Here is a 22948-nt window from a genome sequence, read left to right on the forward strand (position 1 = left end):
TACGGGAGATTGCAATGAAGAAGTTGTCCACGCTGGCCGCGTTGGCCTGTATGACCGTCGGGTCGCTGCTGGCGACCTCGGCCCAGGCGCAGTTCGCCAAGCCCGAAGACGCCGTCAAGTACCGCCAGTCGGCGCTGACGCTGATGGCATCGCACTTCGGCCGCATGACGCCGGTGATCAAGGGCCAGGCGCCCTACGACGCGGCCCAGATCAAGGCCAACGTCGAAGTGCTCAAGACCCTGTCGGCGCTGCCGTGGACGGCTTTCGGCGCGGGCACGGAAGGCGGCGATGCCCGTCCGGAAATCTGGAGCGACGCGGCCGGCTTCAAGCAGAAGCAGCAGGCGTTCCAGGACAACATCGTCAAGCTGTCGGCCGCCGCCGACGCCGGCGACCTCGACAAGCTGCGCGCCGCCTTCGGCGACGTGGGCGCCAGCTGCAAGGCCTGTCACGACGCCTACCGCAAGAAGAAGTAAGCCGGCCGCGCCCGCTGTGGCGCATCCACCGCATGCGAAAAGCCCCTCGAACTGAACTGACCCCCAGAAGTTGGACGGTCAGAAGAAGCTAAAGCCCGAAGGCCTGAGCTCGGTATTGCACCGGGCTCAGGCCTTTTAGCTTGAGCTTGATGCGGTGATGATTGTAGTAACGGATGTACTGCCGGATGCCGGCCTGCAACTGCTCGACGCTCTCGAAGCGGTTCAGGTGGAAGAACTCGGCCTTGAGCGTGCCGAAGAAGCTTTCCATGGCGGCATTGTCCAGGCAGTTGCCCTTGCGTGACATGCTCTGCGTCACAGACCGGGCAGCAAGCATCCGCCTGTACATAGGCTGCTGGTATTGCCAACCCTGGTCAGAGTGCAGGACGGGGTGCTCGGTCGGCCGCAGCCGCGCCAGCGCCTTTTTCAGCATGCTGCCCACGAGCTCGAACACCGGCCGGCGGCTGGTTTCATAGGCCACGATCTCGCCGTTTATACAGGTCCATCACCGGCGACAGGTACAGCTTTTGGCCATGCACGTTGAACTCGGTCACGTCGGTGACCCACTTCTCGTTCGGACATGCCGCCTCGAAGCCGCGCGCTAGCACGTTGCCCGCCACGTGATGCGGCTGCCCCCGATACGAGCGGTACTTCTTGGTGCGCACGAGCGACTTCAAGCCCAGCACCTGCATCAGTTTTTGTACCGTCTTGTGGTTCACGGACTGCCCCGCTTGGCGTAACACGGCTGTGATGCGCCGGTAGCCGTACCGGCCCTTGTGGCTTGTGTAGACAGCACGGATCCTGCCTTTGATCTCAGCATACTTGTCGGTAGTTTGGGCCGCTTTGACCTGGTAGTAGTAAGTGCTGCGCGCCAGACTGGCCGCCTTGAGCAAGGCCGCCAGCGGATGGTGCTGCCTCAACCCAGTCACGGCTTGCGCTTTTTCTGCGCAGCCGCACGCCGCTTTTCCTGGATCAAGGCATCGAGTTTTTTTAAGTACGCGACCTCGGCGCGTAACTCGATCAACTCCTGGTTCTGCCTGGCGATGATCTGCTTGTCGTCCAGTTCGGTGCGAGGAACGTCAGGCTTGGCTGGCTTGGTGCTCATGGTCTTGGGGCGACCCTCACGAAGAGGCCGCAGTGCGTCGATACCTCCAGCATGATACTGGCGCGCCCATTTGCCAATATGCGATGCGCAGCGAATGTCGAACGCCACCGCTGTCTGGGCTTCAGACCACTGTTCGCGCCACATGCGCTTGAGCACCTTCAGCTTGAACGCCGCGTCATAGCTGGCACTCTTGCGCCGCAGTCCAGATGTACCGTGCGCCTGGTAACGGGTCACCCACCGCCTCACCGTTGCGTGATCAAGCCCATGACCGGGCGGCAATCGCCTTGCTGCCCCCAGAGCCTGACTCATACTGCCTGACTACCTTGAGCTTGAAGCTCTGATCGTACTTCGCCATGTAAAAACCCCCGAAGGTTGGATCTACGTCCAACTTTCGGGGGTCAGTTCAAACGAGGGGCTTTTCTTTTGGCGCGCGGTTTGCTTGTCGCGCCCTGCGGGTTGGCTCGCGCGATGCGCGAGCCGGACAGCTACGAGAACGACATGTCCGCGGCGATCTCCAGCGAGCGGATCCACAGCACCAGGCCGGTGACACAGGCGCCCAGGATCAGGGCGCGCAGCCAGATTGTGAACCCGTCCTGGGTCGGCGGGGTGCCGGCCGGGACGTCTTTCGGGTCGACATTGCCGGTGATGATGGCGCGCACCAGCCGCTTGCGCCGCACCAGCGCGTACCAGGCCACGGCAAGCAGGTGCAGGGCGACCAGGCCGATGATGACCCATTCATTGAGCTTGTGCCACGATGTCAGCAGGCTGGCGGTGGATTCGCTGACGTGGCCGAACAGCGGGCCCTGGGTCATGATGTCGTCGGTGGTGAACAGGCCGCTCACGGCCTGGAATCCGACCACCAGCAGCAGTGCCAGCACCGATAGCGCGCCCAGCGGATTGTGGCCGGCGGGCGCGGCCGCGCCCTTGAGGTACCTGGCCACCGCGCGCGGGCCGCGCACGAACTGCGCGAAGCGCGCATAGCGCGGGCCGACAAAGCCCCACAGCAGGCGGAAGATGATCAGGCCCAGCGCAACGCAGCCGAAGCGCACGTGCCAGTCCATGTACAGGCCGCCCAGTTTGACGCTGACGAAGGCGCCGACGATACAGACGACGAGGGCCCAGTGGAAGAGGCGGGTGGGAAGGTCCCAGATGCGGATGGCGAGCCGGTTGTTTTGCATGATGGTCGGGCGATGACTGCGGTGCCTGGAACTTTATCACGCACGAATGAAGCCGCCGCGGCACGGCCGCGGCGGGTTTGCGCTGGCTCAGCGAGCGGCGCGACGCACCGGTTCGATGCGGTGCACGTGCTCGTGACGGAAGCGGATGCGCTGGCCGGGCGCCTTTTGCGCGGCCGCTCCGCACGGCACGACTTCGGTGGTGTACGTGGTCGTGCCGTCGATCGGCGCGTTGAAGATCACGGCGGCACGGATAGCCGGGCCGTGGGCCGGTTGCAGGTAAACGATGTCGCCGATGTGGATCGGCATGTTGTCCAGCTTGGTATGGGCCGGGCGTCGGATCAGGTCCGAGGTGGTGAAACGAGTATTCATGTTGTGTTCTCTTTCAAGTTCTTGTTATAGGAATGGCCGCGTCGTGCATGCCGCGGGAAAGGGGGCGAGGGCGCTGTCGCGCGCCGCGTCCCGTCCGCGCGCCGGGTCATGCATGACACTAACGCGTTTTCGCCGCCGGTCCTTTGCGCATTCTCATGGTTTGCGGGCGCGCCGGACTGGCTGCGGGGTGCGATGGCGGGCCGGGCCCGGAATCGCTGCCAGGGTGGTCGGCCATCAGCGATGGGCGGCGAACCTGGGGGGCGGCGGCGTGGCAACGCCACCGCGGGTCGATTGCAGCGGATCAACGCTGCGCTGGATACGTTCCGAACAGGCCGGACTCGGCGGCGTGGTCGGGGCGAATGTGTCGGGTTCGATCAGGGACGTCGTGGGATCAACGGGCCTGGCGAGCCGGCAACGGGTATGTGTCAGCGAAGGTGCGGGGCCTGTCTACAGGTCTAGTCCGATCGGTCGCTTTCGGCGGGTCGTGCAACAGGCCTTGCATTCAGCAGGCTGTCTTTCATATAGCGGGCCGGTTTTGATGGACTGTTGTTGGCAGACCACCTTCACAGGCTTTCTTCGGCAACTTCTTTCTGGCGGCTTCTTCAGCAGTCTCATTCGACATGCTGCTTCAGGCAGTCTGCTTCAGACATGCTACTTCATCGGTCGGCGCCCGCTCTGCGTTCTTAGGGTTGTGTGTCGCAGAAGAGGCGAAAAGCCTGGCCGATAAAAAGGGGGGAAAAGACTACGGGCCGAAGGGCTATGACTGGAAAATTCGCTGAGCTTTTATTGGCTCAACAAACGATTATATAACTGACGCCATGATTTTGCAAAGGGTCTGCTTGGCCCACGTATAGCCGGGCCAGGGGTCAGTACCGGCCCCGCGGCTGCCGGACGCGAACCTGCCGCGCGAAAGCCCGCCGGCGGGCCCTTCCGGCGGCGTCGGATGATCGGCTCAATGCGTGGCTGGGCGGGCCTGGCGCTGCGCCTCGATGATCAGCGCTTCCAGGCGTGGCGACATGCGCAGGGCGACCTGGGCGGCGGTGGAGCCATCGGGGCGGGTGTCGGTCTCCAGCGCCAGTTCGATGCGTTCGCCGTCGAAGGCTTGCGGGGCGGCCTGGATCTCGACATAGCGTTGCAGTAGCGCGTCCACCGCCTTCTGCGCGTCGGCCAGGGCTTCCTCGCCCAGATGGCCCGGGCGCAGGTACTGGTTGGCCACGCGCGCCAGGTCGTTCATGAAAAACAGCAGGGCGGCGGCGCCGCGGCAATCGGGATGGGCAAAGCCCCAGGTGTCGGGGGAAGCGTCTTGGGTCATTCAGGCGGGAGGGTAAAGGGTGGGTAAAGCCGGTGAGGGCCGCCAAGCCTACATTCTAGGGGGTGCCGGCCCGGCATGGGGCGGCATCCCTGGGAATCTGGCCTGTGGGCGGGCCGGAGCCGCCTCCCGGGAGCCGCCCACTTGGGGCATACTTGGCGCCCCATGATCAGACACGCACGCTCCGCCGACCTGGCGCTCCTGCCCGACATCGAACGCTCCGCCGCTGGACGCTTCCTGGGAACCGCGATGGCCTGGGCCGCGGCCGGCGACCCCTTGCCGCCGGTCGAACTGGCGCGGGCCGCCGCCGCGGGCCTGTTGTGGGTGGCGCCGGGCGATGACGAGCAGCCGGCGGGATTCGCGCTGGCGCGGCCGATGGATGACGACCTCTACCTGGTGGAAATGTCGGTGGCCCTGCCGATGCAGGGGCGGGGCCTGGGGCGCGATCTGCTGCGCGCGGTGATCGAGCATGCGCGCGCCGCGCGGGTCTATCGCGGCGTGACGCTGACCACGGATCGCGAGCTGTCCTGGAATGGGCCGTTCTACCAGCGCCACGGCTTTGCCGAAGTGCCCGTGGCGCTACTGGCGCCCGCCTTGCGCGCCCGCCTGCGGGCCGAAGCCGACGCCGGCTTCGATCCGGCGCGCCGCTGCGCAATGCGCCTGGCGCTGCGGGAGTGAGCGGCCGCCCCCGCGGCTCCCTGTGTCATATCGATTCGATGGCAACAAAATCCGCCCGCTGGCGGCGCCTGTCGGGCGCTTCGGGATAATCTGCCGGAAGGACGCCGGCCGTCGGCCGGGTCCCCGGAATACAACGCTTTACGCAAGGGGGGAAGGGCATGGCATTGCTGCGCATCTGCCTGGCCGGGCTGGCGGCGGCTTCAGTGCTCGCGCTGGCGGCGTGCGGCAACCGCGAACCGCAGGAGCGGGCGGCGTTCATCAGCCTGTTGCAAAGCCGGCTTGCGGCCGGAACGCTGGTGCCGATCGGCGCTCTCGATGCGGCCGAGAAGAAGGCGGTGGGCCGCTATGACGATGCCTACGACGTGATCGTCGATTTCCAGGCCGCCTTGGCCAAGGCGGCGCAGCCGCTGCGGCCGATCTTGGCGGGGGAACGCATCCAGTCCGTCGATGACATCGTGCGGCGGCGCGAGGCGCTGCAGGCCGCGCGCAAGACCCTGGCCGAAAGCGCTGGCGCGGTGCAGGATGCCAAGGCCCGCGCGGACAAGGCGCGGGGCGGACTGGATCTGGCGCCGGACCTGGCGCCCGTCTATGACGGCGTGTATGACGAGGCGGTTACGGCGCCCGCGGCCGAATTCCTGGGCGCGGCGGCCGGTATGGACACGGTAGCCCGCGATGCGTTGGGCGTTGCGGACTTCGTCGCCGCCAATGCGGCCGGGATCACGCTCGAGGACGGGCAGGCCAAAGTCGCCACGCCCTCGTTGCAGGAGGCGCTCAATCTGCGGCTGCAGGGGCTGAATGCGCAATCGCAGGCGCTGGAACAGGCGCGCGCCGTGGTGTCGCGCGCGGCGGCCGGCGAGCATTGATCGACACGCTGGCGGCGGCCTGCCGCAGGGGCGGGCGGCGGGGCGTAGGCAATCGAGGGAAGCGGGGCGGAGCGCCGCTTTGTACAATGCGGGTCTCGCGGCGCATGCCGCGCCTTGGACGGAACATGAGCCAATCTTCCAGCTTGCACTATCGGACCTTCCTGCTCCTCCTGGTGGTTGTTTCCATCGCATTCGGCTGGCTGCTGTGGCCGTTCTATGGCGCCGTGTTCTGGGGCGCCATCCTGGCCATCCTGTTCGCGCCGTTGCAGCGGCGCCTGGTGCCGCGCATCGGCGGGCGACGCAACCTGGCGGCGCTGATCACGTTGGCGCTGGTGCTGCTGCTGGTGATCCTGCCGCTGGTGGTGATCAGCGGTTCGCTGGTGAGCGAGGGCGCGAACCTCTATCAGAGCATCAAGTCCGGGCAGATCAACTTCGGCGCGTATTTCCAGCAGGCGATGGAGGCGCTGCCGCCATCGGTGCATGACCTGCTGGCGCGTTTCGACCTGGCCGACATTCCCAGTCTGCAGGAAAAACTCAGCGCCGGGGCCATGCAGGCCAGCCAGTTCCTGGCCACGCAGGCGCTGAGCATCGGGCAGGACACGTTCCAGTTCGTGATCAGCTTCGGCATCATGTTGTACCTGCTGTTCTTCCTGCTGCGCGATGGCCCCCAGCTGGGCCAGCGCATCAAGCGCGCCATGCCGCTGAGCGACGCGCACAAGCACCATCTGTTCCGCAAGTTCACGACGGTGGTGCGCGCCACGGTCAAGGGCAACATCGCCGTGGCGGCATCGCAGGGCGCTCTGGGGGGCATCATCTTCTCCATCCTGGGTATCCAGGGGGCGCTGCTGTGGGGCGTCATCATGGGCTTCCTGTCGCTGTTGCCGGCGGTGGGCGCGGGGCTGATCTGGGCGCCCGTGGCGATCTATTTCCTGCTGACCGGCGCCACGATCAAGGGGGTGGTGCTGATCGCCTTTGGCGTGCTGGTGATCGGTATGGTCGACAACGTCCTGCGTCCGATCCTGGTGGGGAAAGACACCAAGATGCCCGACTACGTGGTGCTGATCTCGACCCTGGGCGGCATGGCCTTGTTCGGCCTGAACGGTTTTGTGATCGGCCCGTTGATCGCGGCGCTGTTCATGGCCAGCTGGGATCTGTTCTCGCCCCCCGAGGAAGCTGCCGTCGCGCCGGCCGCCACGCCGGCGCCGCCGCCAGCCGAGACCTCGTCCACCCAGGCCGACTGACGGGCGCGATGGCGCGGGCCGGCGGGCGGCGCCTGTCTGCGGTCAAGACGACGTCAGGGCGGAGCGTGTAAGGTGTGGTGTGGGTGCCGGCTCGCGGAAGCCGGCGCCCGGTGTCCGCGGCGCCGCCTGCCTGGCCGGTGGCGCCGCCAACTTTCCTCAAGAGGAGCGCGTCGGCTATGGACTGGAAACTGCACAAGTCGGGTTGGATCGAAGAGCGCAACTTCGACATCGAATTCGCCGAAACCCCGGAGGGCTATCACGCTCGTGTGCGGGTCTTCGGCTTTCCCGTGCTGGAAGACACCCGCAATGTGTTTCCGAACGAGGCGCTGGCGGAAAAGGGCGCGTTGACGCTGCTCAAGAGCCAGTTCGCCGGCACCCCGGACCTGGAAGAAAAGTAACCGTCATGGTGGGGGCGGCGTGGCCCGCGTGTCACGCCCGCAGTGTCCATGCGACGCCGCTCAGCGCAGTGGCAGGCGCTGCCCACCCACGATCAGGTCCCGGTCCTGGCGCGGTTCGGTATGCACCTGGCCCTGCGCCAGCGCGCCGGCGATATTGACGTTCGGTTCGCCTTCCTTGCTGCGATGGGTCTTGGAGGACAGCACGAGCCAGGTGTTTTCGTCCAGCCGTTGGTAGCTCAGGAATGTCTGGTAGCCTCCCGCGCCGGCGTCCGCGCGCGGCGGTACGTACAGGACTAGATCGTTCGCGCCGGGTCCGGTGATGTCCGCATGGATCAGCCAGCAACGCGCGCCTTGCAAGGCGGGGTCGGCGGGGGAGGCGGCCGCGGCCTGTTCGGCGTTCACGCATCGATCCAGGTCGAACGGGCTTTGCTCCGCGGCATAGCGCCACCATGCGTCCGGTACCGGGCTGCCGGCCGGGTAGACCTGCAGGCTGTCCGGCTTGATCAGCGAGGCGGCCAGGCCGGACTTGCGCGGCCCCCAGTCGTAATACTTGCCCTTCAACGCATCCGCGGCGGCGACCGCGATCCGGGGCGATTGCGGCTGGGCGGCGCCGGCGGCCAGCTTGTGCATCGCTTGCCGACCGTATTCACCGCGGTCGTTCGCGGCCGAGAGATAGCTGAAGTCCTCGGGAGGAACGTGGCCGTCGATCAGGCGTTGCACCTGGCTGTTGATCTCGATGCGCTCGGGGCTCAGGAGCGGCGTGCTCACCAGGGCCAGCACGACCAGCGCGCAGAACGCCGCGACGATGTTGGTGCCGCCCAGGATCGTGTGAAAGCGCCGCGCCGCCAACGCCGCCCAGGCATAGCCCAGCGCGTAGAGCGTCAGCAGGATGGCGGCGTACAGGCCCCAGACGCGCGGAACGGTCCAGCCGTACTGCTCGATGCGCACCACCAGTCCGTACAACGCCACCAGCGCCAGCGGCAGCAGGCCGACCGCCGCCACGCGCAGCACCGCGCGCAGGCGCGGGCCGAAGGGCGGGGCCTGCGGGCTGTCCTGCCAGGCGGAGTTGATGAGCTTGATCCATAGCGCGCTGAAGGCGATCAGCGCCCCGGCGGACAGCGCGCCGGCCTGCAGGTCCAGCGTCAGCCGGGCCGCCAGCGCCAGTACGAAAGCGATGCCGACCAGCGCGACTAGCGGCAGTAGCCAGGCGGTGAGCGTCAGCCACGAGCGTTGCAGCGTGTCCGCCAGCTGCGGGCGGCGATGCACGCCCACCAGGCACACCGCCAGCACCAGCGGCATGACACCCAGCACGAAGCGGGTGGATTTGACGACCTGGCCGACCGCGGTGATGCCGATCATGCCGAACATGGCGCTGGCGGCCCAGAACAGCAGCCAGACCGCCAGCGCGAGGCCACCGGCCAGCGCCAGCTTGACGGTGTTGCGCCAGGCGGCGCGGAACACGGCGGGATAGTCCCAGCCGTGCCGGGACGGGTCGAGCGCCTGGATCAGTGGCAGCAGCATGAAGCCGCTGGCGGCGGTGATCAGCGTCGCCAGGGACCGAGGGCCGCTGTCGGTATAGGGCAGGGGCTGCGAGCCCAGCAGCGCGACCAGCCCATACGCGTGCAGCGCGGGCAGCACCAGGCCGTAGGCCACCAGCGCCAGCAGCCAGCGCCGGCCCGCGGGCATGCCGGCCAGCATCGCGCCCGCCAGCGGCACCAGCCAGATCCACTGGATCGCGAACAGGGTGGCGAACAGGTTATGCCATGGCCACACGCGGTTCAGCAGCGCGGCATGCAGCGCCAAGGCCAGCAGCGCGCCGAGCGCGCCATAGACCAGGATGGTTTTTTCGGGAGCCGACAGGCGGGAAGGGGTTGCCATGGGGGGTTAGAAGTCCTCGCTGCGCCAGACCTTCAGCACGCGGCCGAAGACCTCGAAATCCATGCCTTCGGTGATGTCCCAGGCATCGTACTTGGTGTTTTCGGACTTGGCGCGCACCACCAGCCCGTTGGCGGTGGGAATGCGCTGCAGTCGCTTGATGAAGCCCTCGCTGCCGACGCGGAAGAAATAGATGGCGTCGTACTCGACGGCCTGCACGCCACGGTCGACGATCAGCGGATCGCCGGGGTTGAACATGGGACGCATGGAATCGCCGAAACCCGTGACGATGCACAGGTTCTTCGAGGCGGAATAGCCGCGGACGTTCTTTTGCAGCCATTCGGGGCTGACGTTCCAGCTCTGGATGACGCCGGGCTGGTCGCGCAGTTCCAGGCCATTGCCCATTGCGCCGCCGGTATCGAACTGGGCGATGAGGACGTTGCCGTGATCGGGCCTGCCCAGCCGCGGCGCGTGGAAGGAGACAAGCCGGGCCGCGGGTTCGTCCGCGATGACGTCGGGGGCAAGCTCGCGCCACAGGTCGGGGTGGGCGGTGTCCATCCAGTGCGCCGGCTGGCCCAGCCCCGTGGCGAGCTTGGCGGCCAGCGCGTCGCCGACCCGGCGCGGGTTCTTGTCCCGCTTGCCCTGGAACCCCTGAAGGATCTGGTCCAGGTACTTGCGACTGACGCCGGCGCGTTCGGCCAGGCGCTCGACGCCGCCCGCCTCGTGCACGGCGTACTTGAGATTGTTCAGTCGTATCGAGCGGATATCCATGGTAGCGATAGTAGCAATCCGCTACCCGAAAGTACAGTAGCGATTCGCTGTTGATTTTTGGGTAGCGACTCGCTACCATGGATTTTATCCTGGAGATAGTCGGGCCAGCCGCAAGTCATCGTGCAGATGGCCCGCGGTTCATACGGATGCGGCGGGGCTCGCCGTCGCGTCCGTGGTGATCGGGGGGAACCGGCAGATGTGACCCATCATCGCTACCCAGGTAGCGATTACCCGCCGCCGACCTTCTCGGGAATATGACGAACGGCAAACTTGCATCAAGGAAAAAAAGCATGGACAAGCGTCTTGGCGGGGAGGCATCCCAATGAAATATGCAACCGAAGTGCTGGATCTCATGGCGGCGGCGCCGGGGCGTCCGTGGCGCATGGCGGATCTGGTGCGCGGCGCGTCCGGCGCGCGCGAGCTGACGCGGCGCGAACGCAACGCGATGCGACAGGCGATCCTGCGTGTGCTCGAAGCCTTGCACGAGGGCGGCCAGGTGGCCCGCATCGAGCACGCCCGCAACTCGCTGACCTACGTCTGGGGCGAAGTGCGACGCGAGGGGGATTGCCTGCGCGCCTGATGGGGCGGCAGAATGCATCCATGTCGTCGCGTCACCCGCCGACGATCCGTCCAAGCGCCGACGCGCTGGCACGCAGCAGAAAAAGGCCCGCTCACTGAACTGACCCCCGAAAGTTGGACGTAGATCCAACCTTCGGGGGTTTTTACATGGCGAAGTACGATCAGAGCTTCAAGCTCAAGGTAGTCAGGCAGTATGAGTCAGGCTCTGGGGGCAGCAAGGCGATTGCCGCCCGTCATGGGCTTGATCACGCAACGGTGAGGCGGTGGGTGACCCGTTACCAGGCGCACGGTACATCTGGACTGCGGCGCAAGAGTGCCAGCTATGACGCGGCGTTCAAGCTGAAGGTGCTCAAGCGCATGTGGCGCGAACAGTGGTCTGAAGCCCAGACAGCGGTGGCGTTCGACATTCGCTGCGCATCGCATATTGGCAAATGGGCGCGCCAGTATCATGCTGGAGGTATCGACGCACTGCGGCCTCTTCGTGAGGGTCGCCCCAAGACCATGAGCACCAAGCCAGCCAAGCCTGACGTTCCTCGCACCGAACTGGACGACAAGCAGATCATCGCCAGGCAGAACCAGGAGTTGATCGAGTTACGCGCCGAGGTCGCGTACTTAAAAAAACTCGATGCCTTGATCCAGGAAAAGCGGCGTGCGGCTGCGCAGAAAAAGCGCAAGCCGTGACTGGGTTGAGGCAGCACCATCCGCTGGCGGCCTTGCTCAAGGCGGCCAGTCTGGCGCGCAGCACTTACTACTACCAGGTCAAAGCGGCCCAAACTACCGACAAGTATGCTGAGATCAAAGGCAGGATCCGTGCTGTCTACACAAGCCACAAGGGCCGGTACGGCTACCGGCGCATCACAGCCGTGTTACGCCAAGCGGGGCAGTCCGTGAACCACAAGACGGTACAAAAACTGATGCAGGTGCTGGGCTTGAAGTCGCTCGTGCGCACCAAGAAGTACCGCTCGTATCGGGGGCAGCCGCATCACGTGGCGGGCAACGTGCTAGCGCGCGGCTTCGAGGCGGCATGTCCGAACGAGAAGTGGGTCACCGACGTGACCGAGTTCAACGTGCATGGCCAAAAGCTGTACCTGTCGCCGGTGATGGACCTGTATAACGGCGAGATCGTGGCCTATGAAACCAGCCGCCGGCCGGTGTTCGAGCTCGTGGGCAGCATGCTGAAAAAGGCGCTGGCGCGGCTGCGGCCGACCGAGCACCCCGTCCTGCACTCTGACCAGGGTTGGCAATACCAGCAGCCTATGTACAGGCGGATGCTTGCTGCCCGGTCTGTGACGCAGAGCATGTCACGCAAGGGCAACTGCCTGGACAATGCCGCCATGGAAAGCTTCTTCGGCACGCTCAAGGCCGAGTTCTTCCACCTGAACCGCTTCGAGAGCGTCGAGCAGTTGCAGGCCGGCATCCGGCAGTACATCCGTTACTACAATCATCACCGCATCAAGCTCAAGCTAAAAGGCCTGAGCCCGGTGCAATACCGAGCTCAGGCCTTCGGGCTTTAGCTTCTTCTGACCGTCCAACTTCTGGGGGTCAGTTCACACCGCGGGCCTTTTTTATGAGAGGGTACGCTCGTGCGCCGGCGCCATCCATGATGCGGCGTGAGGCGGGGCCGTGCCAGGCACGCACCAGGCATGCACCAGGCACATACCCCGGGCAGACACCCGGCGCGCACCAGCTACATACCAGTTATCAGGCACACGGCAGACACACGCCAGACACATCTGGCACCCGTCCGGCACAAGCCAGGCTCACGCGAAACGCCCGCCGGATAACGCTGCAACGCGGTGCGACATGCGGGGATTGCTTCGGCGGCAGGTGTTGCGCCACAATTCGTTCATGGCGTCGCGGTTCACGCCAACGGACTTTTCAGGCAGCGGCAAGCCCGCAACAAGCAACAGGCAGGCAAGCGACAAGCAAGCAGCAATAAGCAAGCAACATACAAACAAGCCAGCAGCAAGCAACAAACAAGCAAGCAACAAACCAACCAGGCCCGCCGACAGCGGGCCTTATTTATGAGAGGGTACGCGTGCCCGGCCACCGGGCCGGAAGACGGTTGAATCGCCGGATGCGCGTCCCCCACGTTCTTTGCAGTTCCCCGATACAGGCTCGCCGCAGGCGGGCCTTTTTCATTTGCGCGCCCCGCGTTCTCTTCGAGAGCGCGGGGCGTTTTGTTAGGCGCCGTCGGCAAGGCGGGGCCCAGCGGCCTGCCGCCTCGCCGTTCCTTCCATGACCGGGCCTTTCTCCCGCCCGCGGTGACCTGGAATGGCTTGAGGCGGCAGCCCGGTGGGCGACAGCCGGAATCCGCCGCAACCCGGCCGCACGCATCACGCAACGCGGCACCGCGCCGATGGCGCAGCAAAGTCGGCATTCCGCCTCCAGGCCTCTGGATTCCCCCAAACCCGCCCTCGGGCATCTCAACACGACAAAGGAGCGACGCATGGCGAACAGTTCGGCCACTGGCGGCTACCTGGCGCCGATCGCCATTTCTCCGCCCCTGGAGGATGCCGAGCTCGAGGCGCTGTTCCAAGGGTTCATCGCCGGCGTGGCCGGCCTGCCCCTTGACCTGGTTCGTACGCGCTGGCCTGCCGCCGGCGTGGAACCGCCCGCGCAGACCGAGACCTGGTGCCTGATGGACATCCGGTCGCAAACCGCGGACGCCGGTCCGGTCGTCACCCACGACCCGGCCGGGGAAGGATCTGATTCATACGTTCGGCACGAACACATCGAGGTGCTTTGCTCGATGTTCGGGCCGCGCGCGCTGCGCCACGCGGCGCTGTTGCGCGACGGCGCCGCCGTGCCGCAGAACCGCGAGCCCTTGCTGGCGCAAGGCATGGCGGTGAGCGGCGCGGGGCCGATCGTGGCCATGCACGAACTGGTGAATCAGCAGTGGATACGGCAGTTCGACATGACCCTGCGTTTTGCGCGCCGGGTCGCGCGTAGCTATCCGGTCCTGAATCTCCTGTCGGCGCAAGTCACGACGCATGCCGCGTCGCTGTCCCCGACGGACAACATCAACCACCTTGCAGATTAAGGGATTTACCATGGCTAATGGATTGCCGGTATCACGCCTGATCAACGTCACGATCAACATGTCGCCGCTCGCGGCGCAAGGCGCGAGCCTGAACACCGCGCTGCTGCTGGGCTCGTCCGCGGTCATCGACACCGGCGAGCGCATGCGCTCCTATGGCGGCATCGACGCCGTCGCCGCCGACTTCGGCACCGGCGCGCCCGAGTACCGCGCGGCCCTGCTGTACTTCCAGCAGACGCCCCAACCCTCGCAGTTGTACATCGGCCGCTGGGCCAAGGGCGCGACCTCGGCCACGCTGCGCGGCGCCGTGCTGTCGGCCGCCGAGAAGCAGATGTCGGCCTGGACCGCGGTGACCGCGGGCGCCTTCACGCTGACCGTCGACGGCACCGCCAAGACGGTTAACGGCCTGGACTTCTCCGGCGCCACCAACCTGAACGGCGTCGCCGCGATCATCTCGACGGCCCTGGCGTCGGCCTCGGTGCTGTGGAACGGCGCGCAGTTCGTCGTGACCTCGAACACCTCCGGCGCGACCTCGACGCTGGGCTACGCCACGGCCGCGGGCACCGGCACCGACATCTCGTCGATGCTGGGCCTGACCGCGGGCAAGGCCTCGACGCCCGTCGCCGGCATCGTCGCCGAAACGCCGGTGGACGCCGTGTCGCTGTTCCTGGACCGCTTCGCCAACAAGTTCCTGGGCCTGGCCTTCGCCGACGCCGACATCACCGACGCTCAGCACCTGGCCGTGGCCGGCCTGATCGAGGCCGACCAGCGCCATCTGTACGGCGTGTCGACCCAGGCGCCGCAGGTGCTCGATCCGACCCACCACGACGACATCGCCAGCCAGCTGAAGGCGCTGAAGTACAAGTACTCGATCGTGCAGTTCTCCAGCGCCAGTCCGTACGCGGTGGCCTCGCTGCTGGGCCGCCTGCTGACGGTGAACTTCAACGCCAACAACACCACCATCACGCTGATGTACAAGCAGGAGCCCGGCATCGTCGCCGAGACCCTGAGCAGCAGCCAGGCCGATACGCTGGCCGCCAAGAACTGCAACGTGTTCGTCAACTACGACAACGACACGGCCATCATCCAGTACGGCGTGACGCCTAGCGGCATCTTCATCGACTCGGTCTACAACGCGATCTGGTTCCGCAATCGCGTCCAGACCGACGTCTACAACCTGCTGTACACCAGCCCGACCAAGGTGCCGCAGACCGACGCCGGCAACCAGCTGATCGCCTCGGTGATCGAGGCCGCGTGCGAGGCCGCCGTCAACAACGGCTACCTGGCCTCGGGCGTGTGGAACTCGGCCGGCTTCGGCGCCCTCAAGCAGGGCGACACGCTGGCCAAGGGCTACTACGTCTACGCGCCGGCGATCGCCACCCAGTCGCAGGCCGACCGCGAAGCGCGCAAGGCCGTCCCGTTCCAGGTCGCCGCCAAGGAAGCCGGCGCCATCCATACCGTCGACGTTCTGGTCACGGTCAACCGCTAAACAGGAGTAGCAGATGTCTACCTATTCGTTCGCTGATATCAGCGCCAGTCTCGTGGGCCCGGGCGGGGCGATCTCGCTGGGTTCCGGCTCGGGCGTGGCCGATTAGGGCATCGCCATCGCCGCCAAGGGCGAAAAGAGCGCCATGACGGTGGGCGCCGATGGCGAAGTCATGCACACGCTGCGCGCCGACAAGAGCGGCACCGTGACGCTGAGCTACTTGAAGACGTCGCCGGTCAATGCCCAGCTGCAGGCGCTGTACGACGCCCAGTCGCTGGACAGCCGCCTGTGGGGCAAGAACCTGATCACCATCACCAACCCGGCCACGGGCGACGTGACGGCGTGCCGTTCGTGCGCCTTCAGCAAGAAGCCCGACCTGACCTACAAGAAGGACGGCGACGTGGTGAAGTGGACCTTCGACGCCGCGAAGATCGACACGATCCTGGGAACCTACTAAGCCATGTCGCAGGAACTTGATCTGAACGGCCACCGGTACTCCATCGGGAAACTGAGCGCCAAGCAACAGTTCCACGTGTCGCGCCGCATCGCTCCGATCGTTCCTACGCTGATCCCCGTGTTCGTCCGCCTCGCGGCGGGCGGCCGCGGGATCACCGAGGACCCGGGCGGCTTGGCCGATGTCCTGCAACCGCTGGCCGACGGCCTGGCGGCGATGAAGGACGAGGACGCCGACTATGTGCTGGACACCTGCATGCAGGCGGTCCAGCGCCGGCAGGAGCATGGCTGGACCGCCATCTGGTCGGCCAGCCAGCGCGTGCCGATGTTCCAGGACATCGACCTGGCGGTGATGCTGCCGCTGGCGGTGCGCGTCATCGTGGCAAGCCTCGGGCCTTTTATTCAAGGGCTGCTTACCAGCCAGACCGGCAGCCCCGAGGCGACACAGGCTGGCTGAAGAGCCTGCCCGGTGGCGAGGACTGGTTGCTGGCGCCGGTCCTCGAGGGGCTCTGCAAGTACGAGTCCCTCAAGGACGGCACCCTGGACCTGGCCGACATCGCGCTGCTGAACGACGCGTTGTCGGTGCGGGCAGACAACAAGGCGGAAGCGTACCGCCGCCACATGGCAGAAAAAAATGGCTAATACAACCGTGCCCATCGACCCGTCGGGGTTGATCGGCATATTCAAGATCGACAAGGACGACCTGAAGGACCTCAAGCAGGCGATCGGCGACTCGCGCAAGCAGAGCCTGGCCGACGCGCTGGCGGTGTTCGCGGGGCGGGCCAAGAGCGTTGTCGACTTCGCCGAAAACAAGATCGCCCAGTTCGAGCAAGGCTATTTTGCCGCCAAGCTGGGCGGCACATCGGGCCGGGACATGCGGGCGCTGGAGGCGGTGGCGCAGGACTTCGGTGTCTCCGTCGAAGCAATGCGCAACAGTACCCAGGCGCTGCATCGCAACGTGCGCGACGATCCCAGGATTGCCGCGCTGCTGGAACAGCTGCACATCTCGTCGAGCGATGGCGCGGGCGCCCAGCGCAACAGCGCCGATCTGGTGCTGGAGCTGAGCGACGCGCTCAAGCGCATGGATCCGGCGCAGGCCCGGGCGACGGGCCAGAGCCTGGGGCTGGACCCAGGCGTCATGGAAGCCCTGCGCGATCCCGGGTTCGGGCAGCGCCTGTCGGCGCAGCGCGATACCCAGGAAAACAGCACCGTCGAGGCGGCCGGTGAACGCGCGCACCAGCTGATGGGCACCATCCGTGAATTGAGCGGCTCCGTCAACGCGATGTTCGCGCAGGCGCTCCTGACGATGGGCCCGAAGCTGCAGGAGACGCTCGACGGTATTTCGGCCTGGTTCAAGGAGAACGGCCAGACGGCCGGCAAGCGGCTGGGCGAGGTCGGCAATTTCGTGCTGTCGATCATGTCGTTGCTGGGACCGGTGATCAGCCTGATCACCTGGCTCGACGGGCTGACCGGGGGCTTGAGTTCGCAACTCCTGGTGCTGGTCGGCGGCTTCCTGATGCTGGTCGGCGGTGGCGTGGTGGGGGCCTTGATGGGCCTGGTCTCGCGACTGGGCGGCATGCGCTCGATCATCGGTGGGCTGGGCACGCAGCTGGCCTCGCTGCCTGGCCGGATCAGCGGTGTCGTGAGCCGGGCCTGGACGGCGACCAGCAATTTCGTGGGCGGCGTGTTCGGCAGAATGACCTCGATGGGGCGGACGGCCGTCACCCAGATGAGCAACATGGCCAGCGCGGTCTGGTCCTGGATGGGCAACATGGCCGCCCGCGGCGGGGCGCTCGTGGTCGACAGCGTCAAGGCCGCCGGCGCCACCGCCCTGCAATGGGGCCAGTCACTGTGGGCCAACACCGCCACCATCAAGGTGATGAACGCCAGCCGCGAAACGGCCAGCCTGGTGCAGCGCGAATTCACCCGCGTGGTGCTGCAGGCAGGCTATGAAGGCAACTATGGCGTGATCTTCCATGGCAACGTGGTGCGCGCCAAATGGGGCGGCTCGGGTGACACCGAGACCGTGCTGGAAATCACCGCGGCCGACGGCGACAAGGCCTACAACTTCGCGGTGGTCAATGCCACCGTGCCCAAGGGCAGCGACCGCGCCGACAAGGTGCGGCTGCTGTGCTCGGCCATGAATCCCTACGGCGTGCGCCAGGGTTACGTGCCCGACCTGGGCGGAAAGAAGTCGATCCGTGGGGCGGTCATGTCCGGCATGGTGCGCGACTACCTGCAGGATGTCTGCGGCAGCGCGAACACGCTGTGGAGCATCCAGGATGGCAAGGTGGTGGTGGTCCCCGAAACCGCCTATGTGCCGGGCTCGGTGCCCGTGTTGTCCCACGACAGCGGCCTGGTCGGCATGCCGGAGCAGACCGAGAAGGGCATCAAGCTACGGATGCTGCTCAACCCCAGCATCCGCGTGGGTGGGCTGGTCAACCTGGACAACAGCCGGATCGCCGAGTATGGCTTCCAGGCCCGTTCCGAGCGCAAGGACGCGAACGAGATCGATCGCGCCGAGCAGCGCCGCATCAGCGGCGATGGCTACTACTACGTGATGGAAGTCGAGCACCGCGGCAATACGCGCGACGACGAGTGGTACACGGAGGTCCTTTGCCTGGCCACCGACGCCACCCTGTTTCCCGGCGACCTGGGACGGGCCGGCGCCGAGGGCGACGCGGCCAAGCCAGCCGCCGTCGTCAAGTAGCGCGCGGTCCGGCCCTATCCCTGCAGGAAGATTCATGAACCGACTTGAGACTTTGAACGATCCGCAAGCCGCGATCGGCGCGGCGCTGCATGGCGCGCTGGCGCAGACCTGGACCGCCATGCCGGCGATCATCGGCGCCTTCGATCCGGTGGCGATGACGTGCACGGCGCAACCGGCCATCCGCGCGCGGGTCAAGACGCCCGAGGGCCGGCAGCACAGCCTGGCGTTGCCGTTGCTGGTGGATTGCCCGGTGTATTTCCCCTCGGGCGGCAATTGCACGCTGACCTTTCCGGTCAAGCCGGGCGATGAGTGCCTGGTGGTGTTTGCCTCGCGCTGCATCGACGCCTGGTGGCAATCCGGCCAGGTACAGGACCAGGCCGAAATGCGGATGCATGACCTGTCCGACGGCTTCGTCTACGTGGGCGTGCGCTCGCAACCCCGCGTGCTGCCGGCGGTCAGCACCAGCGCGACCCAGCTGCGCAGTGACGATGGCTCGACTTTCCTGGAGCTGGACCCGGCCGCCGGCAAGGTGAAGATCGTGGCGCCCGGCGGTTTCGATGTGGTTGCGCCGGTATCCGAGTTTTCCGGGCAGGTGCTGGTCAACGGACTGTTGAGCTACCTGGCGGGACTGGTCGGCAGCGGCGGCCAGGGCAATACCGCCCAGATCACCGGCGTGCTGAACGTGATCGGCCAGATCCTCGCCAACGGCAAGCGGGTCGACGACACCCATACCCATACCGCGCAGGGCGCCAATGCGGTGACCACGCCACCCAACTGAGGATTCCTATGCGTTACCGAAAACTGGACGCCGATGGCGACTATTCGTTCGGCTCGGCGCGGGCCGATTTCCACCGCGATACGGCGCAGGCCGTGGCCCAGGCCGTCAAGACCCGGCTGATGCTGGCGCGCGGCGAGTGGTTCCTGGACGTGGCCGAAGGCACGCCCTGGAACGGCGAAGTGCTGGGCAAGCAGCCGCGCGCCAGCTACGACTGGGCCATCCGCCAGCGCATCCTGGGCACGGCAGGTGTCACCGACCTGGCCGAGTATTCGAGCCGGCTCGACCCGCAAACCCGCGGCTTGAGCGTGACGGCATCCATTTCAACCCTTTATGGCACGGCCACTGTGCAGGCGGCATTATGACGATTCTATCCACGGCCCCGGTCATCGACGCCACGGGCATCCGTGCGCCGAGTTATGGCGAGGTGCTGCAGTATTTCAAGGAGCAGTACCGCGGCATCTACGGCGCCGACACCTATCTGGAGGCGGACAGCCAGGACGGCCAGTTGCTGGCCGTGTTCGCCCTGGCCATCCATGAGGCCAATACCGCGGCAATCAACGTCTACAACGCGTTTTCGCCCGCCACCGCCGCCAACGCGGCGTTGTCGAGCAACGTCAAGATCAACGGCCTGGCGCGGGGCGTGGCCACGCGCTCGTCGGTGGACCTGCGCATTGTCGGGCAAGGCGGCGTCACCATCGTCGATGGCGTCGCCACCGATGCCGACCGCGGCCGCTGGCTGTTGCCGGCCAGCGTGACCATCCCGCCGGGCGGCGAGATCACTGTCACGGCGCAATCCCAGGCGCTGGGCGCCGTGACCGCGGCGGCGGGCAGCATCAACCAGATCGGCACGCCGACGCTGGGCTGGCAGTCGGTCTCGAATCCGGCGGCCGCGACGCCTGGCGCGCCGGTCGAAAGCGACGCGGCCTTGCGGGTGCGGCAGGCGGTGTCGGTGGCCTTGCCGTCGCGCAGCGTGCTGGAAGGCACGATCGGCGCGGTGGCGTCGGTGCCGGGCGTGCTGCGCCACGCGGCATACGAGAACGACACGGCGGCGGCCGACGCGCACGGCCTGCCGCCGCACAGCATCGCCTTGGTGGTTGACGGTGGCGATGCCGCGCTGATCGCGCAGGCGATCGCCGCCAAGAAGACGCCGGGCACGGGCACCCATGGGACCACCACGGTAGTCGTGACGGACATCTACGGCATCGCCCATCGCATCCGCTTCTTCCGCCCGACCATCGTGCCGCTTGCGGTCGATGTGCAGATGCGCGCGCTGGCGGGCTACAACACGGCGACGGGGCAGGCGGTGCAGCGGGCAGTGGCGGACTACATCAACGGCGTCGCGATCGGCGGCGGCGCCAGCGCCTCGGTGGAGTGGGCCGATGCCATCTCGGCGGCCAATGGCGTGCCGGGCAACGGCACGTTCAAGATCACCGGCCTGACGTTGCGGGGCCCGGCCGGCAACGGCGTGCCCGATGTGCCGCTGGCCTTCAACGAGGCCGCCGCCGCGACCCCGGACGACGTGAAACTCACGGTGACCTGACATGGCCAATGCAGACGACTACATCGCGCGGCTGTCGGCCTACCACCGTGGCAAGCCCAAGTTCACCGCCACCGTGACGGCCCTGTGCGACGCGGCGGCCAGCCTGAGCGAGTTGTACGGCGGCATGCCGGCGGCCTTCGACCTGGACCTGGCCGTCGGCGCGCAATTGGACGCAGTGGGACGCTGGGTGGGATTGGAGCGCAAAGTCAGCACGCCTATTGCCAACGTGTATTTCTCGCACGACCTGGACGGCCTGGGCTTTGACCAGGGCGTATGGCAGGGACCGTTCGATCCGGACAGCGGCCTGACCGAGCTGGATGACGATACCTACCGCCTGCTGCTGCGCGCCAAGATCGGCGCCAACCATTGGGACGGCACGCTCGAGACCTCGGCCGCCATCCTGGACCGCATCTTCGGTGGCGGCACCCATGTATTCATCCAGGACAACGGCGACATGTCGGTCGACATCGGCGTCGCCGGCGCGCCGCCGTCGGCGCTGTTCCTGGCGCTCCTGACGGGCGGGTACATCCCGCTCAAGCCGGAGGGCGTGCGCATCAGTTACTACGTCATCCCCTCGCAAGAGGGGCCCTTGTTCGGTTTTGACGTTCAAAACCACTACATCTCGGGGTTCGACAGCGGACTCTGGGGTTCGCTTTTTGCCGGTTGAATAAGGACAATTCCGTGGCTATCAATCAAATTCTTCCTTTCGGCACCGTTCCCGGCGCCAATGTGCTCGCTCCCGCCGACTACCAGGCGCTGGCCGCTCGGCTGGGCGGTTTCTCGGCCGGCACGGCCAAATCCAAGGAGCTCAACACGGTCTGGCGCCAGGCTTCGTTCGTGGCCGCCATGATCGGCCAGTACATCGCCGACAAGGCCGGTCAGGACGTGCTGGACGATGGTGATCTGGCTGCGCTGCAGGCCAGGTTCGTGGCGGCGCTGGCGGCGTCGCCGGCGTTTACCGGAACGCCGACCGCGCCGACGCCGGCCGCCACTGACAAGAGCACCCGGATCGCAACGACCGCATTCGTGGCGGGCAACTTTCCGCGGATCTATTCGATCGGCGCGCTGCCGACGCAGGACGTCGGTCCCATCATCGTGGCGGAGTGTGCCGAAGTGTGGAACTGGGTGTCCGGGCAGTACTACACCGGCTACCGCTCGCCGCTGTGCGGCCGGCCGCTGGATGGCCATACCAACCTGCCGCTGGCCAGCGAGGTCGACGCCATCGGCGGTTTGCTGTCGAAGACGGATTACGCGGCGCTGTGGGGGTATGCGCAGGAGCAAGGACTGGTGAAGACCGAGGCCGTGTGGTCCGCGAATCGTGGCAGTCATTGGTTTTCGGACTATTCGGCGACGCAGTTCCGGGTGCCAGATTTGCGGGATATGTTCCGTCGATTTACCGGAACTGACGCTGACACTGCAAATGCGAGAAGCTTGGGGACCGTCCAGCGAGGCACGCTCACGGTGTACGACATCGGTCCAAACGACGCCGTCTTGGTCGGGGCGCTGGGGTGCCAAAGTGCAAATTCAGCACGTTCAATTGGCGCTGACCCCGCTAATCTTTCCCGTTATCCGATTCTCCGAGTCACCACGATTGGCGGCGGACTCATCGAGGCCATGAACACGCCCACCGCTGGCGTAGTGAGGCCGGAAAACGTCGCATATCACCCCCGAATCCACGCATGACTCTGTAGGTCATTCGCGGGTTATAAGCGAAATTTTCTGGGCGGGGGCTTTTCGCCCACTGCTCCGTCTCCTCCTCCCGGATAGAGGTCTTGGCCTTAGCCAGCATAACCACCCGAGTTCTCCGTTACACGACTCCCCAATCGCGGCGGCGAGGGAACGTTGAGCTCACTTGCACCGAACTCGCATTGCATTGGGACGGACGTCACGCGTGGATGCGCGGGAGGGACGCCACGTTGCGCGGGCGGGTTTCGGCGGTACCTGCATCGGGTAGCAAGCTCGAGAGTCGAGAGTATCCCTGGTTGTCTCCCGCTGGTGTTCCGTAGGCCGCTGTGACGAAGTCCGGTCCCATGATTCTGGTATCCGAAGCACTTACTCGAACCTGCGCAGATTGACGACTTCCTAAAGCTCTCGCATTTGCAGTG

General features: G+C 66.1%; 24 protein-coding genes and 3 pseudogenes. 19 read left to right on the forward strand and 8 right to left on the reverse strand.

Annotated elements, in window-relative coordinates:
• Positions 1-14: 14 nt before the first annotated feature.
• Positions 15-473, forward strand: a complete 459-nt coding sequence (locus AruCF_RS05875) for a c-type cytochrome (RefSeq protein WP_006393799.1) — start codon at positions 15-17, stop codon at positions 471-473.
• A gap of 88 nt (positions 474-561) precedes the next feature.
• Here AruCF_RS05875 and AruCF_RS29755 read toward each other — a convergent pair whose 3' ends face one another.
• The 6 genes and pseudogenes from AruCF_RS29755 to AruCF_RS05900 all read right to left on the reverse strand — a co-directional run bounded on the left by AruCF_RS29755 (position 562) and on the right by AruCF_RS05900 (position 4434).
• Positions 562-951 (reverse strand): IS3 family transposase, encoded by a 390-nt coding sequence (locus tag AruCF_RS29755; protein WP_254431170.1) that lies wholly within the window; start codon positions 949-951, stop codon positions 562-564.
• Positions 941-1459, reverse strand: a pseudogene (locus AruCF_RS29760) (IS3 family transposase); the annotation flags it as partial. The gene AruCF_RS29755 and the pseudogene AruCF_RS29760, both read right to left, overlap by 11 nt.
• Positions 1396-1884, reverse strand: coding sequence for a helix-turn-helix domain-containing protein (locus AruCF_RS29765; protein ID WP_367644007.1), 489 nt, complete (start codon positions 1882-1884; stop codon positions 1396-1398). The pseudogene AruCF_RS29760 and the gene AruCF_RS29765, both read right to left, overlap by 64 nt.
• A 176-nt stretch (positions 1885-2060) precedes the next feature.
• Positions 2061-2753: a cytochrome b/b6 domain-containing protein gene (locus AruCF_RS05890; protein ID WP_049072519.1), complete on the reverse strand. Its 693-nt coding sequence runs from the start codon at positions 2751-2753 to the stop codon at positions 2061-2063.
• 87 nt (positions 2754-2840) lie between these two features.
• Positions 2841-3122, reverse strand: coding sequence for a hypothetical protein (locus AruCF_RS05895; RefSeq protein ID WP_006393801.1), 282 nt, complete (start codon positions 3120-3122; stop codon positions 2841-2843).
• Between the two features lie 952 nt (positions 3123-4074).
• Positions 4075-4434, reverse strand: a complete 360-nt coding sequence (locus AruCF_RS05900) for a hypothetical protein (RefSeq protein WP_049072521.1) — start codon at positions 4432-4434, stop codon at positions 4075-4077.
• A gap of 162 nt (positions 4435-4596) precedes the next feature.
• Between AruCF_RS05900 and AruCF_RS05905 the strand changes: the two genes are divergently transcribed.
• The 4 genes from AruCF_RS05905 (at position 4597) to AruCF_RS05920 (ending at position 7611) form a co-directional block, all read left to right on the forward strand.
• Positions 4597-5109, forward strand: coding sequence for a GNAT family N-acetyltransferase (locus tag AruCF_RS05905; RefSeq protein ID WP_049072523.1), 513 nt, complete (start codon positions 4597-4599; stop codon positions 5107-5109).
• Between the two features lie 203 nt (positions 5110-5312).
• A complete protein-coding gene (locus AruCF_RS05910; protein ID WP_254431171.1) occupies positions 5313-5972 on the forward strand; it encodes a DUF3053 family protein in 660 nt (219 codons plus the stop codon).
• A 125-nt stretch (positions 5973-6097) separates the two neighbouring features.
• Positions 6098-7213, forward strand: a complete 1116-nt coding sequence (locus tag AruCF_RS05915; RefSeq protein WP_049072526.1) for an AI-2E family transporter — start codon at positions 6098-6100, stop codon at positions 7211-7213.
• A gap of 176 nt (positions 7214-7389) precedes the next feature.
• Entirely contained in the window at positions 7390-7611 is a 222-nt protein-coding gene (locus AruCF_RS05920; RefSeq protein WP_049072527.1) for a hypothetical protein, read from the forward strand.
• Between the two features lie 60 nt (positions 7612-7671).
• Here AruCF_RS05920 and AruCF_RS05925 read toward each other — a convergent pair whose 3' ends face one another.
• The gene (locus AruCF_RS05925; RefSeq protein ID WP_049072528.1) at positions 7672-9489 is read right to left on the reverse strand and encodes a DUF4153 domain-containing protein; all 1818 of its coding nucleotides are present in this window, start codon (positions 9487-9489) and stop codon (positions 7672-7674) included.
• Between the two features lie 6 nt (positions 9490-9495).
• The gene (locus tag AruCF_RS05930; protein ID WP_049072530.1) at positions 9496-10257 is read right to left on the reverse strand and encodes a S24 family peptidase; all 762 of its coding nucleotides are present in this window, start codon (positions 10255-10257) and stop codon (positions 9496-9498) included.
• Positions 10258-10579: 322 nt separating this feature from the next.
• Here AruCF_RS05930 and AruCF_RS05935 point away from each other — a divergent pair, with 322 nt between their 5' ends.
• From AruCF_RS05935 to AruCF_RS06000, 14 genes and pseudogenes are all read left to right on the forward strand, one after another.
• A complete protein-coding gene (locus AruCF_RS05935) occupies positions 10580-10837 on the forward strand; it encodes a hypothetical protein (protein ID WP_049072531.1) in 258 nt (85 codons plus the stop codon).
• 146 nt (positions 10838-10983) lie between these two features.
• Positions 10984-11517: a helix-turn-helix domain-containing protein gene (locus AruCF_RS30130; protein ID WP_049076618.1), complete on the forward strand. Its 534-nt coding sequence runs from the start codon at positions 10984-10986 to the stop codon at positions 11515-11517.
• Positions 11454-12350: pseudogene (locus tag AruCF_RS29045) on the forward strand (IS3 family transposase); the annotation flags it as partial. The gene AruCF_RS30130 and the pseudogene AruCF_RS29045, both read left to right, overlap by 64 nt.
• A gap of 935 nt (positions 12351-13285) precedes the next feature.
• Positions 13286-13879, forward strand: coding sequence for a phage neck terminator protein (locus tag AruCF_RS05950; protein WP_049072533.1), 594 nt, complete (start codon positions 13286-13288; stop codon positions 13877-13879).
• 10 nt (positions 13880-13889) lie between these two features.
• Entirely contained in the window at positions 13890-15365 is a 1476-nt protein-coding gene (locus tag AruCF_RS05955) for a DUF3383 domain-containing protein (RefSeq protein WP_049072534.1), read from the forward strand.
• A gap of 13 nt (positions 15366-15378) precedes the next feature.
• Positions 15379-15819 (forward strand): annotated as a pseudogene (locus AruCF_RS05960) (tail tube family protein).
• Positions 15820-15822: 3 nt separating this feature from the next.
• Positions 15823-16272 carry a phage tail assembly chaperone gene (locus AruCF_RS05965; RefSeq protein WP_049072535.1) on the forward strand — a complete coding sequence of 150 codons (450 nt, stop codon included), beginning with the start codon at positions 15823-15825 and terminating at the stop codon, positions 16270-16272.
• Between the two features lie 26 nt (positions 16273-16298).
• On the forward strand, positions 16299-16457 hold the full coding sequence (locus AruCF_RS05970; RefSeq protein ID WP_006393814.1) for a DUF6889 family protein: 159 nt from the start codon (positions 16299-16301) through the stop codon (positions 16455-16457).
• Positions 16450-18525, forward strand: a complete 2076-nt coding sequence (locus tag AruCF_RS29770; protein WP_254431172.1) for a phage protein — start codon at positions 16450-16452, stop codon at positions 18523-18525. Before AruCF_RS05970 ends, AruCF_RS29770 begins: the two co-directional genes overlap by 8 nt.
• Positions 18526-18559: 34 nt before the next feature.
• Positions 18560-19303, forward strand: coding sequence for a Gp138 family membrane-puncturing spike protein (locus AruCF_RS05980; protein ID WP_049072541.1), 744 nt, complete (start codon positions 18560-18562; stop codon positions 19301-19303).
• Between the two features lie 8 nt (positions 19304-19311).
• Positions 19312-19665 (forward strand): contractile injection system sheath initiator, encoded by a 354-nt coding sequence (locus tag AruCF_RS05985; protein ID WP_049072542.1) that lies wholly within the window; start codon positions 19312-19314, stop codon positions 19663-19665.
• Positions 19662-20843: a baseplate J/gp47 family protein gene (locus AruCF_RS05990; RefSeq protein ID WP_049072544.1), complete on the forward strand. Its 1182-nt coding sequence runs from the start codon at positions 19662-19664 to the stop codon at positions 20841-20843. The genes AruCF_RS05985 and AruCF_RS05990 overlap by 4 nt, the downstream gene beginning before the upstream one ends.
• A 1-nt stretch (position 20844) precedes the next feature.
• Positions 20845-21510 carry a DUF2612 domain-containing protein gene (locus tag AruCF_RS05995; protein ID WP_049072545.1) on the forward strand — a complete coding sequence of 222 codons (666 nt, stop codon included), beginning with the start codon at positions 20845-20847 and terminating at the stop codon, positions 21508-21510.
• A 14-nt stretch (positions 21511-21524) separates the two neighbouring features.
• Positions 21525-22526 (forward strand): hypothetical protein, encoded by a 1002-nt coding sequence (locus tag AruCF_RS06000; protein WP_083036575.1) that lies wholly within the window; start codon positions 21525-21527, stop codon positions 22524-22526.
• Positions 22527-22948: the final 422 nt, after the last annotated feature.

The sequence above is a fragment of the Achromobacter ruhlandii genome, from assembly GCF_002082135.1.
In the GTDB taxonomy this organism is placed as follows: Bacteria; Pseudomonadota; Gammaproteobacteria; order Burkholderiales; family Burkholderiaceae_B; genus Achromobacter; species Achromobacter ruhlandii.

Excerpts from the sequence above, each read along its gene's own strand:
- AruCF_RS05875 (WP_006393799.1), top strand. The coding sequence starts at position 15 with ATGAAGAAGTTGTCCACGCTGGCCGCGTTGGCCTGTATGACCGTCGGG.
- AruCF_RS29765 (WP_367644007.1), bottom strand. The coding sequence starts at position 1,884 with ATGAGTCAGGCTCTGGGGGCAGCAAGGCGATTGCCGCCCGGTCATGGG.
- AruCF_RS05890 (WP_049072519.1), bottom strand. The coding sequence starts at position 2,753 with ATGCAAAACAACCGGCTCGCCATCCGCATCTGGGACCTTCCCACCCGC.
- AruCF_RS05895 (WP_006393801.1), bottom strand. The coding sequence starts at position 3,122 with ATGAATACTCGTTTCACCACCTCGGACCTGATCCGACGCCCGGCCCAT.
- AruCF_RS05900 (WP_049072521.1), bottom strand. The coding sequence starts at position 4,434 with ATGACCCAAGACGCTTCCCCCGACACCTGGGGCTTTGCCCATCCCGAT.
- AruCF_RS05905 (WP_049072523.1), top strand. The coding sequence starts at position 4,597 with ATGATCAGACACGCACGCTCCGCCGACCTGGCGCTCCTGCCCGACATC.
- AruCF_RS05915 (WP_049072526.1), top strand. The coding sequence starts at position 6,098 with ATGAGCCAATCTTCCAGCTTGCACTATCGGACCTTCCTGCTCCTCCTG.
- AruCF_RS05920 (WP_049072527.1), top strand. The coding sequence starts at position 7,390 with ATGGACTGGAAACTGCACAAGTCGGGTTGGATCGAAGAGCGCAACTTC.
- AruCF_RS05925 (WP_049072528.1), bottom strand. The coding sequence starts at position 9,489 with ATGGCAACCCCTTCCCGCCTGTCGGCTCCCGAAAAAACCATCCTGGTC.
- AruCF_RS05930 (WP_049072530.1), bottom strand. The coding sequence starts at position 10,257 with ATGGATATCCGCTCGATACGACTGAACAATCTCAAGTACGCCGTGCAC.
- AruCF_RS05935 (WP_049072531.1), top strand. The coding sequence starts at position 10,580 with ATGAAATATGCAACCGAAGTGCTGGATCTCATGGCGGCGGCGCCGGGG.
- AruCF_RS30130 (WP_049076618.1), top strand. The coding sequence starts at position 10,984 with ATGGCGAAGTACGATCAGAGCTTCAAGCTCAAGGTAGTCAGGCAGTAT.
- AruCF_RS05950 (WP_049072533.1), top strand. The coding sequence starts at position 13,286 with ATGGCGAACAGTTCGGCCACTGGCGGCTACCTGGCGCCGATCGCCATT.
- AruCF_RS05955 (WP_049072534.1), top strand. The coding sequence starts at position 13,890 with ATGGCTAATGGATTGCCGGTATCACGCCTGATCAACGTCACGATCAAC.
- AruCF_RS05965 (WP_049072535.1), top strand. The coding sequence starts at position 15,823 with ATGTCGCAGGAACTTGATCTGAACGGCCACCGGTACTCCATCGGGAAA.
- AruCF_RS29770 (WP_254431172.1), top strand. The coding sequence starts at position 16,450 with ATGGCTAATACAACCGTGCCCATCGACCCGTCGGGGTTGATCGGCATA.
- AruCF_RS05980 (WP_049072541.1), top strand. The coding sequence starts at position 18,560 with ATGAACCGACTTGAGACTTTGAACGATCCGCAAGCCGCGATCGGCGCG.
- AruCF_RS05985 (WP_049072542.1), top strand. The coding sequence starts at position 19,312 with ATGCGTTACCGAAAACTGGACGCCGATGGCGACTATTCGTTCGGCTCG.
- AruCF_RS05990 (WP_049072544.1), top strand. The coding sequence starts at position 19,662 with ATGACGATTCTATCCACGGCCCCGGTCATCGACGCCACGGGCATCCGT.
- AruCF_RS05995 (WP_049072545.1), top strand. The coding sequence starts at position 20,845 with ATGGCCAATGCAGACGACTACATCGCGCGGCTGTCGGCCTACCACCGT.